General features: G+C 50.8%; 14 protein-coding genes. 6 read left to right on the plus strand and 8 right to left on the minus strand.

Annotated features, from left to right (window positions below):
* Positions 1-125 precede the first annotated feature (125 nt).
* Both V3851_RS08995 and V3851_RS09000 read left to right on the plus strand, forming a co-directional pair.
* On the plus strand, positions 126-965 hold the full coding sequence (locus V3851_RS08995) for an AraC family transcriptional regulator (protein WP_331846188.1): 840 nt from the start codon (positions 126-128) through the stop codon (positions 963-965).
* A gap of 66 nt (positions 966-1031) precedes the next feature.
* Positions 1032-1208 (plus strand): hypothetical protein, encoded by a 177-nt coding sequence (locus V3851_RS09000; RefSeq protein ID WP_331846189.1) that lies wholly within the window; start codon positions 1032-1034, stop codon positions 1206-1208.
* Between the two features lie 290 nt (positions 1209-1498).
* On the opposite strand, the gene V3851_RS09005 is transcribed toward V3851_RS09000, so the two are convergent.
* The 7 genes from V3851_RS09005 to V3851_RS09035 form a co-directional block, all read right to left on the minus strand.
* Positions 1499-2176 (minus strand): succinylglutamate desuccinylase/aspartoacylase family protein, encoded by a 678-nt coding sequence (locus V3851_RS09005; RefSeq protein WP_331846190.1) that lies wholly within the window; start codon positions 2174-2176, stop codon positions 1499-1501.
* A 200-nt stretch (positions 2177-2376) separates the two neighbouring features.
* On the minus strand, positions 2377-3621 hold the full coding sequence (locus V3851_RS09010) for an MFS transporter (RefSeq protein ID WP_331846191.1): 1245 nt from the start codon (positions 3619-3621) through the stop codon (positions 2377-2379).
* Between the two features lie 22 nt (positions 3622-3643).
* Positions 3644-4102: a MarR family winged helix-turn-helix transcriptional regulator gene (locus V3851_RS09015; protein ID WP_331846192.1), complete on the minus strand. Its 459-nt coding sequence runs from the start codon at positions 4100-4102 to the stop codon at positions 3644-3646.
* A gap of 86 nt (positions 4103-4188) precedes the next feature.
* Positions 4189-5286, minus strand: a complete 1098-nt coding sequence (locus tag V3851_RS09020) for a GerAB/ArcD/ProY family transporter (protein WP_331846193.1) — start codon at positions 5284-5286, stop codon at positions 4189-4191.
* Between the two features lie 256 nt (positions 5287-5542).
* Entirely contained in the window at positions 5543-6763 is a 1221-nt protein-coding gene (locus V3851_RS09025; protein ID WP_331846194.1) for a Ger(x)C family spore germination protein, read from the minus strand.
* Complete coding sequence (locus V3851_RS09030) at positions 6763-8214, minus strand: spore germination protein (RefSeq protein WP_331846195.1); 1452 nt, start codon at positions 8212-8214, stop codon at positions 6763-6765. Before V3851_RS09030 ends, V3851_RS09025 begins: the two co-directional genes overlap by 1 nt.
* A gap of 35 nt (positions 8215-8249) precedes the next feature.
* The gene (locus V3851_RS09035; protein ID WP_331846196.1) at positions 8250-8426 is read right to left on the minus strand and encodes a hypothetical protein; all 177 of its coding nucleotides are present in this window, start codon (positions 8424-8426) and stop codon (positions 8250-8252) included.
* Between the two features lie 159 nt (positions 8427-8585).
* On the opposite strand from V3851_RS09035, the gene V3851_RS09040 reads away from it, so the two are divergent.
* Together V3851_RS09040 and V3851_RS09045 are read left to right on the plus strand one after the other, a co-directional pair.
* Entirely contained in the window at positions 8586-9506 is a 921-nt protein-coding gene (locus V3851_RS09040) for an ABC transporter substrate-binding protein (protein WP_331846197.1), read from the plus strand.
* Positions 9431-10243 carry an ABC transporter substrate-binding protein gene (locus V3851_RS09045; RefSeq protein WP_331846198.1) on the plus strand — a complete coding sequence of 271 codons (813 nt, stop codon included), beginning with the start codon at positions 9431-9433 and terminating at the stop codon, positions 10241-10243. Before V3851_RS09040 ends, V3851_RS09045 begins: the two co-directional genes overlap by 76 nt.
* 39 nt (positions 10244-10282) lie before the next feature.
* On the opposite strand, the gene V3851_RS09050 is transcribed toward V3851_RS09045, so the two are convergent.
* The gene (locus V3851_RS09050) at positions 10283-10879 is read right to left on the minus strand and encodes a nitroreductase family protein (RefSeq protein ID WP_331846199.1); all 597 of its coding nucleotides are present in this window, start codon (positions 10877-10879) and stop codon (positions 10283-10285) included.
* 219 nt (positions 10880-11098) lie between these two features.
* Between V3851_RS09050 and V3851_RS09055 the strand changes: the two genes are divergently transcribed.
* Together V3851_RS09055 and V3851_RS09060 are read left to right on the plus strand one after the other, a co-directional pair.
* Positions 11099-12253, plus strand: coding sequence for a DUF4062 domain-containing protein (locus V3851_RS09055; RefSeq protein WP_331846200.1), 1155 nt, complete (start codon positions 11099-11101; stop codon positions 12251-12253).
* The gene (locus tag V3851_RS09060) at positions 12250-12441 is read left to right on the plus strand and encodes a hypothetical protein (RefSeq protein ID WP_331846201.1); all 192 of its coding nucleotides are present in this window, start codon (positions 12250-12252) and stop codon (positions 12439-12441) included. The genes V3851_RS09055 and V3851_RS09060 overlap by 4 nt, the downstream gene beginning before the upstream one ends.
* The last annotated feature ends 64 nt before the right edge of the window (positions 12442-12505 follow it).

A 12505-nucleotide genomic window follows, 5' to 3' on the forward strand; every position in this document is an offset into this window, starting at 1 on the left:
AATAATGGGTATATAATTTACTTTTCTTCCCGATTATACATCCAGATGATTGGAATACTGAATGTCCGCATGTTATTTCTTTATGTCATTATGTAATTTATTTATGAAGCTAAGGAGCTTTTCCGATGGAGACGCAATATAATATCGCCTATTGTTATCACGGCAAACAGAATTGCCCACCGGGCTTCTGCTGGGGACCCGGAATCAAAGAGCAGTACAAGCTGATGTTTATTCATGAGGGAAAAGGCCGCTACAGTTTAAACGGCAGAGAATATGAATTGGGTAAAGGCCAGGGCTTTGCCGTCTACCCCGATATGAGATGCTGCATGAAGGCGGATGAGACCGAGCCATGGGTCTATTCCTGGATCGCTTTTGAAGGTGAGGATGCAGGTGAACTGTTGAATCTTGCCGGTTTGGACATAGACGCTCCCGTATTTCGTTGCGATCAGCCCGCCTGGTTTGATGCCTATCTGCATGAATTTGACGCCGCAGGCAATAATAAACTTGTCCGCGGGCTCGCGCTTAAAAGCATTTTATACCGGTTTTTCACGGATTGGCTCGGCGGCATGCTGGAAAACCGGAATCCCGACAAATCGTCCTCCGCTAAAGAACGTTACGTGAATCAAACGCTTGAATATATCGCGATGAACTATTTCAGCCACATCGGCATTTCCGAGCTTGCCCGTATGATCGGCATCGACCGCGTATATCTGTCCACGATATTCAAAGAAAAGATGAACATTTCGCCGCAAGCTTACCTGCTCCAGTTTCGCATGAACAAGGCACGCGAATTGCTGGAGCTTCGCAATCTTTCCGTGGCCGACGTTTCACGCTCGATCGGTTACAGTGATCCGCTGCTTTTTTCCAAAATGTTCAAGAAAGTTACGGGCCTGTCTCCGACGCATTATCGTAACTCCCTGCAAGAGCCTCCCGGCGGCATCCGTAAGAAAACGGAATGTTTGTAAACCGCGAGAACGGGTAACTATAAATAAAGTATTACCACAGATCAGTCACAGAAGGAGGATGCAACCATGCCACATGAAAAAGATAACCAATACCGCGATGAGGCCGAGCTGCGAAATGAACCTCATGAAGGCGATTCCCTGGCCGAGAAGAAAAAGATGGAGAACGGCGTTGACATCGAACCGGAAGCCGACGAATGGGTCGCCAAACCGGTATCGTTCACGGATACGGACTCCAAAAAATAAGCTTATTCCGCAAGCCGCTCGGTACCCGGGCGGCTTTTTTTGCTTTGCTGGAACCTTTAGGCGTTATATCTTTTAAGAATTGTTTCCCCGGACTTCACCGCAGCATGCGGGAACTTATGAAATCGAAGTCTACGACGATAGATGAGCGGATAAAACCGCTATGGAAATGGATATCTGCATTCCGATAAAGTCCAAATAGTATATGCTGTACACAAAGAAGTCCCCAAAAATGCATCTTGGAAAGTTCCGATATTCCGATGCATTTGTAAGGGACTTCTTCTCTTCACCATTTACAGCAACCCAGCCTCGCGCAGAAACCGTGTTGCAATTTCCAGTTGGTAGTTCACCCGCTCCGATTTCTTCAAGCTCCAGCAGGTTTCCACCGTGACCGCCCGCGATTTCAAGATCCGCGCGGCGGCAGTGCGCGAAGAGCCGGGCAGAGCGTGCTGCCGTAAGTTGAAGCGCCGCGATTTCGCTGAAACTTGGCGGTTGACGTTGCGCATAATCTTCCGTGCGGCCGGAATGGCCCGGCTACCGGAATGGGTTATCAGGGTTTGGCCCAATCTGTGCGGATTGATCTGGGATAAGCCGTTGGCTTCATGCAAATCAAGATACCATGCAGGCTGCCAACGCTTCGCCAGTTCGAATAGCGCCGCCGCCAACGGATGACGGGCCGGTTTGCCGGCTTTCCGCGGGAATTGGCGGTTCAGGTCTGGCTTGCCCCGGACTCTTGCCCGATAAGCCTGCTGATTGGCGATCGGTACAATGACCAAGCTGCCTTTTTTTAGCGCCAACTCGTACGCAGAAAACTTCGCCGCCAGCTTCTTGGCGGCCCCGATACTTGCCGTTTCGTTCCCGTGAATACCGGCCACAATCATGACCGACGGTCCCTTACGGCCGGACAGGATTTCATAATATGGCGTCGCATACGTTGTCCCGGCCCCAAGCCGCTTTTGCTGCACCGACATATTCTCCACCTCCGTTATTGATTCCGAAAGTATGACTTCCGCTTTATATCATTCGGTGGTGAAACATCGTATGCATCGCGGGTACTTAAAGCTTGGACCTCTGTCCGGTACAAGGACTTCGCCAGGGGATCGCCAGACCAGACGGAACAGAAAAACAGGCTATGGCGCTAATAGCGCCATAGCCTGTTTGGCTTATATGTTTACATTTCCGCAGGTACGGAAGCTTGTGCCTCCTGTTTCGCCTGCTCTTGCATAACCGGTTTCCCGGGTTTGCGGGTGAAGAAGAACAATACCAGGTACAGCACAATAAACAGCACCATAAAACCCGCCGAATAGCGGTACATGACCGCATAGTCCGTAGCCGATGCGATCGCGCCGAGCAGAATCGCTCCGATCGCGACCCCGAAGTCGGTCGAGTTGTAAAACATGCTGTTGGCCGCGCCGTATTGCTCCGGCGTCGAGGTTCGGATCATCCAGGCCTGAATCGTCGGCTGGATCGCCCCGAAGCCGAGGCCGTACAGCAAGGCCGACAGAATAAGCAGCGGCAGCGAAGTGGTATAAGACAGTGCCGTCATGCTGGCTACGACGAGAACCGCCGCCGGGATCAATACGGCGGCATGGCCTCTGCGGTCAAAGATCCGCCCGGAAACCGGCCGGATAATTATGATCGTGACGGCATTGAACAAGAAGAACAGGCCGACTTGCTCCAAATGCACGAATTCGCCGAACAGCGCGATAAAGCTGAGCAATCCGCTGTAAGTGATCGATAGTACCGTGTTGAGCAAGGCCGGAAATAACAGCTGGCGATTGAATTTGGCGCGCTCTTTCGGCTGCGCGGTCTTCTCTTCTTCTTTCACCGCCGGAACCGAGGGAACGGAACGGGTCAGCAGCAGAATCGGAACGATGAGGAGAACTGTGATCGCTCCGATCATCGTAAGCGTTACGAACCCGGACAGTTCCATCACGTTGAGACCGATCATCGGCCCGATCGACATCGCCAGGCTCGAAGACAACCCGAAATACCCAATGCCCTCCCCCATCCGTTTTAACGGGATAATCTGGGATACGAGCGTCGGCAAAATCGTGCTCGCAATCCCGAAGCCGACCCCGTAACCGGCCCGAACGATAAGCAGTATTCCTATCGAATCGGCAAAACTGTTCAAGCCCGTCATGATGGTGGCGATAATCAACCCGATAAACAACAGAACATTACGCGATACCTTTTTTAGCAAAGCCGCGGTCAAGAAACGGGTGAGAATGGCCGCAACGGCAAACACGCTGGTAACCAGGCTCACCTGTAAATCGCTGGCTTGAAACTCGTTTTTGACATAAGCGGAAAACGACGACAGCAGCATATGCAAATTCAAAAACAACAATAACGCGCAAATGGTTAAGGAAACAAACGATTTTGTCCATAAGGCTTCCGCCTTTTCTCTAAGCTGCATAAATTCCTCTCCAACTCCTACTCTAATCTCTGTCTTTATTCTCTATAATTTGGTCAACATGATCGTTTATCCGAAGCAGGAGCTCCACCAGCAAGTCGTATTCCTCCGCGGATAAGCATTGTTTGACGTCTTCCGTCACTCCTTCTTCAATCGGCAAGGTGTCCCGGATCAATGCCTTACCGCGTTCCGAGCTGTAAACCAAGTACGATCTCCGGTCCTGCGGTCCCGTTTGCTTGTACACAAGGCCCTTGCTCTCCAGATGATCCAGAATACGCGTCGTTGTCGGCTTGTCTTTTCCCGTCCTTTCGGCGATTTCCCGCTGAATCAACCCTTCCGATTGATCAATCTGGCGCAGCACCGACCATTGTTCGGGAGTGATATCATATTCTCTTAATCTGCTTTGCAAAAGAGAGGAGATTTTCCGGTATGTAACGCCCATAATAAACCCTACGGCTAATCCCTTCGTGACCTGCGATGTCATGGCATGGACTCCTCTGCTCCAATTTTAGTTGCCTAAACAACTATATAATAAACAACTATTATTGTCAAGGAATTGACCTTTACGGATTAATCGGATCTATTCACCCGTCTAATTCTTCCGATAATCCATAATATAAGCGGGATCAACAAGCCGAAGATCATCGGATAGAAAGGGGTATAGTCATAGCTTCTCTGGTAACTTGTCGTATTCGGGATGAGAAAGGTTTGAAGCGTGAGCGCAATTAAGCTTAATGGCAGCAGCAGCGGTCGATGGTCCTTCATCCGGAATGCGCTGGCCAAACCGTCTGCGGTTACATAAAGGAACAGGGCCATCCGGTAAAAAATGGTTATGTAATATAGCGTTGAGAACAATACTTCAAACCGCTCGACAAATTCGGCCAAAGTGATTGTGCGAATAAGAAAATAGGCGCTGTAAGTCAAATTTCCGGTCACCTCCGCACTGAGCACCGCGATGACGTATATCGTTGTGCCGACTAACACCAACCCGCTTATTGCGCTGCTCGCGAATACGGCCTTTTTCCACTTCTTCGGCTCCATATTTCTCGCAAAAAACATCATTAAAAAACTGTCGAGATACGGAAACGCGGTCACCAGAATCGATCCGTGCAGGATCGGTTTCATTCCGTGCTCAAATACCGGAAGCAAATTTTCAATATGAAAAATTGGCGACAATGTTAAAACTCCAATGACGAAAAACAAAATTAAAGACCAGAATAATATTTCCACGGTTCGGCCAATCACACTAACTCCCGATCGAACCACACAAATAACGGCAAACAGCATCAAGACGGCGACCGCATCCGAAGGGGTCTCGGGAAGTACGGTCAGGAGCAGGAAATCACTCAAGGCCCATAAGGTAAACGTAAAACCCAGCATCGGCCACAGAATGGAAAAGCCGAACATAAACGCTTTGCCGCACACCTTCCCCAGCAGGGTTTCGATGTAATCGCCAAATCTCATTCCTCTTACTTGCTTGCTCATGGCAAGGAACAGCGGGACAACCAGCACAAAATGGATGACAAGCGCCAGCAGAATGGAAATCCAAGCATCTTGATTGACAATCCCCGTTAAATAACCGGGAAGATTCAAATAGACACTCCCCAATTGAGCCATTGCAAACCACTGTGTCGCTTGTCTGAAAGTCAGTTTCTCCGTCTGTTCCATGTTAGGCTCACCCCTGGTTATTCAAGACAGTATAGCGGATACGAATTGCCCGATGGGCCGGGCAACCAAACGAACGAGCAAAAACGGACTGGGAAGCTTTACTCCGGCCATGCGAAGAACCGATAGAATCAACCCGATGCCTAGAAAACTCGCGCTTACGGCAAGCTCGCGAATTTTTCCCGACTTCCTCAGTTTTGCATATTCTACAAGTGATGTGATCAAAGCTATGACAAGAATCAACGTGAACATTTCTCCCTTACTCCTTCCGGGTCGTATCCTTTCCGAACGGATTGTTGATCTTCCCGTGACGCCGCAGCTTATATTTGACCTCGAGCTCGTAAGTCAAATCGCTGCGGAATTTCTCGTTCCAGTTCTCTCTCCACGACCGCCACCGCTTCGGGTACTTCCGGTGAAAAGCTTCCCCGAAACCGAATATATCGGAGCCGTATTGCTGAGCCTTTTTTAGGCCGCTATTCAAAATATCAATCTGGCGCTCCTCGGCCAATTTTTCCAATAAGCCGATTTCATGCGGATCCATCAAATCGATAGCACACTCCATTTCACCGATATTCCCCTCAACCTCTACTTTCAATTTGAGATGCGGCTCGCCCTCGCGTATGACCGGAGTAACTTTCGTTTTGGAGTTTGTCACTTCCGTAACGAACCACCCTTTTCCATCCGGACATCTCACCCTGCCAACCGTACTTTGGATGTGGTTCGTCAAATAAGTGTAAGCCTTGCTCTCGTCCTCGTTCATCCAGCCGAGCAAACGATCTTCGTGAAATGCGCCGATTCCCTCGTATTTGAATTCCGCATAGGGAATTGGCCTTTTAACATTGTCCTCCAGCTTCCCTCTTTCAAGGTCTCCGATTAACGAAATTCCGGTTATGGCGGGGTCCACTCCGTCCTTGGATAACTTCATCATAATATCCTTCACATTCGCCGCCGAAGTCGGCGACCATATCTTTTCGGACGTTTTGAGCGATCTGTACATATCGATCCCCGGAATCAGCTCCGTCGGGCTGACGAATCCGATTACATCCTTAACCCGGCAATTTTTGGCCACGGCCACGTAAAAATCGGGTCTGACCTCATGATCCCGAAACAGGAGGTCCAGAGGTTCGTAAATCCCGCGCTTGGCGATTTGTTCACCTATGACGATAAACCTCATATGGGATACATACAATCTGCGGGATGTTTTCGACGTAAGCTTGCGCAGCGCTTCAAATATCGTTTTCTCGTTCTCGGACAATACGATCGTCGGCGCACGATCGGTAGTTTTGCTCCGGGAAGCGGCGGAAGGATCGATGTACTGAACCGTGACTTCATACTGGTCACCGACCATGTCTACGCCAAGCGCAAGCACGATCGCAAGTGCGTTCAATTCATTACGATTCCAGCATCCGGATAGAGAAACCGTCAAGATAAGCGAAAGTACGAGACGGCTTGCTTTTTTCAACATTGCCTTCGCTGCCATTACTTTTCACCCTGCCCCGAATTGTTGACTTTGGAATCCCGATACGGAAAGCGGAACAAGGAATCCTTGAATATCCGCTTTTGATAAGGGGCAAACGGTGTAAAATAAGGAACCCCGAAGGATTGCAAATAGCAGAGATGAACGACAAGCAGAATCAGCCCGATTGTGATCCCGTAGGCGCCGAACGATGCGGCCAGCGCCATGAAGATGAAGCGGATGAGACGGACCGGGATCGACATGGCATAAGACGGAATGACAAAGCTTGCGATCGCCGTTAAGGATACGACGATCACCATCGCCGCGGAAACGATGCCCGCATCTACGGCGGCTTGTCCAACCACTAGCGTACCGACGATGGAAATCGCTTGTCCGATCGGGCGCGGCATGCGGACCCCCGCTTCCCGCAGGATTTCAAAGGTGATTTCCATCAGAACCGCTTCCATAAAGGCCGGGAACGGCGTTCCCTCCCGCTGGCCGGCCAGGCTCAGAAGCAGTTGGGTCGGAATCATCTCCTGATGAAAGGTTGTTAAAGCGATATAAATGGAGGGCGCAAAGAGACAAATAAATAATGAGATATAACGCAAAACCCGGATGGCGCTGCTATATACATAGGGTTGATAATAGTCTTCGGCCGATTGGAGAAAGTCGGTAAATATCGTGGGCGCGATCAGAACAAACGGCGACCCGTCGATAAAAATGGCGACTCTCCCTTCCATGATGCCGGCGGCGATCGTATCCGGCCGATCGGTATTGTAGAAACGGGGGAAGACGGTAAACGCATTGTTGCCGTGCAAGATTTCCTCCAGATTCTCTCCTCCCAGGATGTGATCCTCGGTAATATTGTTCAGGCTCCCGATCAGCTTGGCCACAAGCTGATCATTGGCCGGCCCCTCCAGGTACATAATCGCGATTTCGGTTTTCGACAGCTTTCCGACCTGAATCCCGGCCAGTCGTAATCTGGTATCTTTGACTCTTCGCCGGACGAGCGTTGTGTTGGTCCGGAGTTTTTCCGTAAAAGCATTATGCGGCCCCTGTATGACAGGCTGCGTTTTCGAATCTTCCACGGCCCGGTCTTCCCATTTAGCGGCGGAAACCACCAAACCCGCAGCCTCCCCGTCCATAAGAATGAGCAGGCTTCCCGCCAAAATCTGATCCACGGCGATTTCTAATGAGGCGGCAATATGGACTTCGCTTGCCTGAATGACCTGCTCGCCCAGCATGGTGAGCGAGACTTCTTCCTCCCGACATTGCAATAAGGGGGAAATGATGTAACCCTGAATTGTTTCCACATCGGTCATCCCGTCCAGATAGATCAATGCGGTATGGATATGACGGCATATGACCAGCTCGCGAACGATAAGATCCGAGCTATGTCCCATTAGGGAGCGTATCGTGCCGATTGTTTGGTCCAATTTCATGGCAAATCCCGAAGTCCGCTGGGTGTCGGTCATTATGCTTCCTCCTCCACCCTTACTATTTCCATCCGTTATAGAAATAATGTGGAAATTACCCTCGAGAACCAGGTTTTCTTGCCGCGCTTGCAGCGGTAGGTCATTTTTCTCGTCCGGCATTCGTGTTGCATAAAGCGGCTCTGTTTCTTAGGATCATGAAAGGCCTGCAGCTCCAGCTCTCTCCTGTAAAGCTCTTCGTAATTCGACATCATCGGTTCCCCTTCCCGTATGCCGGAATGTCCGGCGTCATCTATATCCATTATTTGCTTTAAAATCAGGAAGAAAAAGTGTACACTATGAAAAACACGTTTCTCCTTTTTTAATATGCAGCGGATCACATTGCGGGGAACGGCGGTTTTGGGAGGTGACTTATGCTTACGGCGGAACGTTACATCGTATTGCTTAACCATTTTGCCGGACCCGCGGCGGGGGACCGGGATGAATTTGAAGTGACGCTTGAGGATTTGACGGAACTGTTCCACTGTACGGAGCGCAACGTCAAGCTGATTGTCCGCAAGCTTCAGGAGGAAGAGTTGATCGGGTGGATTCCCGGGCGAGGCTGGGGCAACCGTTCCCGTATCCGCCTTCTGGCGAAACGCGAGCCGTTTATGCTGGAGTTCGCCAAACGGCTGGCGCAAAAAGGGGAATATCGGACCGCTTTCGAATTCCTGCATCAATTCGAGGAAGATAAGCCGATTTTGGACCGGTTTATCCAGTGGCTCAATACCCAATTCGGTCTTGAAAAGTGGAGCGGCGACAATTCATGCAAAGATGTTTGCACCCTCCCGGTTTATCACACCCCGGTCTCGCTCGATCCCGCCGAGCTATACTACGGCTTTGACTCGCATCTGATCCGCCAAGTGTTTGACCGTCTCGTCCGGTACGATACGGAAGCGGACACGATCGAGCCGCTCCTTGCCCATCACTGGGAAAGCAATGATGCCGGAACCGAATGGATCTTCTATTTGCGTAAAGGGGTTCGTTTTCATCACGGCAAAATTCTGAACGCGGAGGATGTCGTTTTTACTTTGGAGCGTCTTCGGTCGGAAAAGACAAATTCCTGGCTGCTTGGGACGATGGAACGAGCCGAAGCGGTCGACGCCATCACGGTGAAAATCAGCCTGCGCCAGCCGAACTGGATTTTCCCCCGGTTGATGTGCTCCTCGTGCGCTTCCATTCTGCCCTCCGATTGGGCCGGACAGGATGACAAAGCCTTTTGGAAGCTGCCCAGCGGGACCGGGTCGGCGGAGATTGGCGGCGGATCGAAACGCTCAGCAACGGCTGCAGCCTGATCACCTGGAACCGCAACAAAGGCGGTCCGCAGCAATCCTTGTCCTTCCGTCAGGCTGTCAATCTTGTGATCGACCGGGCCGACATGATCCGGCAGTCCGGCAAATTGGGTTATCCCGCTCGCAGCTTTTTGCCTCGAGAAGATACCGAGCTCAACATAAATTGGCATGATGCCGAAGCCGCGAAGCAATTGCTCGAGGAATCCGGATATGACGGTACTCCTTTTTTGCTGATTTGCAAGGAAACCGAACGCGTGGATGCCGAATGGATCAAACGGCAGTGCGCTTCTATCGGTATTCCGGTTGAAATCCGTTATGAAAGTAAAAGCTCCATCGCCCGCAAAGACACGATCCGGCAAGCCGACGCTTTGCTCAGCTGTCTCGTGTTCTCGGATGACGAGGTTTGCGAATTGGAGAGCTACTTGCAGGAGGACAGCATGATTCATCAGCACCTTGAACCGGGGCTGCGTCAATGGATCTTCCGGCTTACGGATCAAATTTACGCCACCAAATCCAAAGAGAAACGTCGGGCGTTGCTCAAGCAAATCGAGTACCGGCTGCAGGACGAGGCCCAGGTGCTGTTTCTCGTTCACCAGAAATTAAATACCTTTATCCATCCCTCCGTCCGGGGACTGGTCATCAACAATCTGGGCTGGATGGATTTCAAGGACATTTGGCTGACTTCGGGCCAAGGACAGGAGAAGCAAACGATCGAGCCTATAAAAGCAAAAAGCGTTTGACCGCAATCGGTCAAACGCTTTTTTGTTCAAGCTTTCGTATTATTTAAAAACTTTCAGGCGGCTTTCCAGCGGGGCAAATTGCTTCTCGCCGGGCTCGGCGGCAATCCCGCCGAACGGCAGCTGAGCGATCAGCTTCCAGCTTGCCGGTACATTCCATTCCTTGGCTACCTGCTCGTCGATCAGCGGGTTATAGTGCTGAAGGGAGGCGCCAACGCCTTCTGCCGCAAGCGCGGTCCAAATGACAAATTGCAGCATTCCGGAGGCTTGTTCGGACCACACCGGGAAGTTGTCGGCATAAAGGGCGAATTGTTCTTGCAACCCTTTAATCACGTCTTGATCCTCAAAGAACAGAACGGTTCCGCGTCCACTGCGGAAAGAAGCCATTTTCTCTTCGGTCGGAGCGAAATTGCCGGCCGGAACGACTTTGCGCAACGTTTCTTTTGTGAGATCCCACAGCTTGTCATGCTGTTCGTCGAACAGTACGACGACTCTTGCGCTTTGCGAGTTGAAGGAAGACGGGGTATGAAGCACCGCTTCTTTCACGATTTTTTCGATTCTGTCGACGGAAATCTTCGTTTCCTTGTTGATTCCGTAAATACTGCGTCTTGTTTTAACCGCATCTAAAAATTGGTTCATGTTGTAACCTCTCCTTATCCGGAATGAAGTATCTGTAAATGTTGCATAAATGCAGCTATGTATAAAAATTAGATGCTAACTTTTATTCATCAACTGCAAATAGTATGTTACATTAATGAAATGACATTGACAAGCCTGCCTCCGGAATTATTTTTTACAGCTTCCCTGCCGTTGATTCTGGGTTATAATGGAAGAAAATGTCCATGGGAGGACCGCTTTGTGGCGAGAACGAAAATATTTATCAGCTCCGTCAATGAAGACGGACTGAAGCCTCTCCGCCGGGGCGTTTTCCGGGAGCTGGCTTCCCTGGGTCACGAACCCGTCATGTGGGAAGAGAATCTGGGCCCCTGGCCGGCGCACGCCGACCCCGTAGTCCGCTGTCTGGAAGCCGTCGAAGAGTGCGATATCTACCTGCTGTTTATCGGCAGCAAAGCCGGTACATATGATGCGAAAGCGGAGCGAACGATTACCCATATGGAATTCATCAAAGCACATGATCAGGGAAAGACCATCCTCGTATTCGCGGACGCGGAGGTCAAGGCCGTTTTTTTTGGGCAAGTCAAGCCTGTTCTTGAGCAATATATCGACAGCCATATCTCCAAACAAGAGAGTTTCCCCACGCCTGCGCATATGATGGAAGCATTGAAGCGGGACGACCGGATCCCGCAGGACATCGATCCTTATGTCTGGTATTTCCTTTACGATATCCTCATTCGAAAAGTATACATCGACGATCTGTCCTTGGGGGTCACGATCGATTGGAAGGCTTATTTCAGTGATCTGTTGCGCAGGGGTTCGCTGCTGCTGCCGTTGGAGGACTCCATTGAACAGAACGCCTGCCGGCTGGAGCAGTTTGACGAAGCTTTCGAGCTGTTGAACGATTTGATGCCCGGCTTGCGCATCGCCGGAATGCGCGAACCCGACCGGTTTATGGAACTGATTATGGACCAGCTTACCGGCGGCATGATCGAACAGCAATACGGGCAGTATATGAACGAATGTGTCGGACAATACGGCGACTGCTGCGCCGCCACGCTGTACGAACTTCGGGAGCAAGCACTCCATTTTGTCGGCAAAGCGGGCGCCGCCGCCGCGGTTTCCCGGTTCGCCATGGACGATAAAAGCTCCTACGCCGTGCTGACGGTCAATATCGGCGATCCCGCGGAGCAGGTATTCTATAAAGAGGTCAAGAGCATGTTCTATCACTGCATCAGGTCGGGCCGCTACGTGCTGACGCTGCATTATCCGGCCGACCCGGAATGGAATTATAAGAAATTCATCCACTACAAAGAAGCCGTCAACCATGCTATAATGAGTAAAAATCCGCTCATCATCGAATTGCTCAAATTGTGCTTGGGAGGAATGCAGCCATGAGTACCGGAGTATTCGTATCCAAAAACGGACGCGTGACCAAAGCCGTCGGGAACCAGCCCAAGGAGGCGCTGTTGTTTGCCCCTTTGGCGAAAAATTCCGCACAGATCCTGCGCGAGCAGCGCAGCGCGATGAAACGCAACAACAAGCAAATCAAAGACCGCTTCGCCCAGGCAACCAAACGGGCGTGAGTCAATATAAAGCCGCTCTTCCGGGTTCATGCTGTACGAAACCCGGAAGAGCGGCTTTTGCATT

Origin of the sequence: Paenibacillus haidiansis (genome assembly GCF_036553665.1) — a bacterium.
In the GTDB taxonomy this organism is placed as follows: Bacteria; Bacillota; Bacilli; order Paenibacillales; family Paenibacillaceae; genus Fontibacillus; species Fontibacillus haidiansis.

What these genes read in the sequence shown, in the direction of transcription:
- V3851_RS09015 (WP_331846192.1), bottom strand. Translation starts at nt 4,102, where the DNA reads ATGACATCGCAGGTCACGAAGGGATTAGCCGTAGGGTTTATTATGGGC.
- V3851_RS09035 (WP_331846196.1), bottom strand. Translation starts at nt 8,426, where the DNA reads ATGATGTCGAATTACGAAGAGCTTTACAGGAGAGAGCTGGAGCTGCAG.
- V3851_RS09040 (WP_331846197.1), top strand. Translation starts at nt 8,586, where the DNA reads ATGCTTACGGCGGAACGTTACATCGTATTGCTTAACCATTTTGCCGGA.
- V3851_RS09020 (WP_331846193.1), bottom strand. Translation starts at nt 5,286, where the DNA reads ATGGAACAGACGGAGAAACTGACTTTCAGACAAGCGACACAGTGGTTT.
- V3851_RS09005 (WP_331846190.1), bottom strand. Translation starts at nt 2,176, where the DNA reads ATGTCGGTGCAGCAAAAGCGGCTTGGGGCCGGGACAACGTATGCGACG.
- V3851_RS09030 (WP_331846195.1), bottom strand. Translation starts at nt 8,214, where the DNA reads ATGACCGACACCCAGCGGACTTCGGGATTTGCCATGAAATTGGACCAA.
- V3851_RS08995 (WP_331846188.1), top strand. Translation starts at nt 126, where the DNA reads ATGGAGACGCAATATAATATCGCCTATTGTTATCACGGCAAACAGAAT.
- V3851_RS09000 (WP_331846189.1), top strand. Translation starts at nt 1,032, where the DNA reads ATGCCACATGAAAAAGATAACCAATACCGCGATGAGGCCGAGCTGCGA.
- V3851_RS09010 (WP_331846191.1), bottom strand. Translation starts at nt 3,621, where the DNA reads ATGCAGCTTAGAGAAAAGGCGGAAGCCTTATGGACAAAATCGTTTGTT.
- V3851_RS09025 (WP_331846194.1), bottom strand. Translation starts at nt 6,763, where the DNA reads ATGGCAGCGAAGGCAATGTTGAAAAAAGCAAGCCGTCTCGTACTTTCG.
- V3851_RS09050 (WP_331846199.1), bottom strand. Translation starts at nt 10,879, where the DNA reads ATGAACCAATTTTTAGATGCGGTTAAAACAAGACGCAGTATTTACGGA.
- V3851_RS09060 (WP_331846201.1), top strand. Translation starts at nt 12,250, where the DNA reads ATGAGTACCGGAGTATTCGTATCCAAAAACGGACGCGTGACCAAAGCC.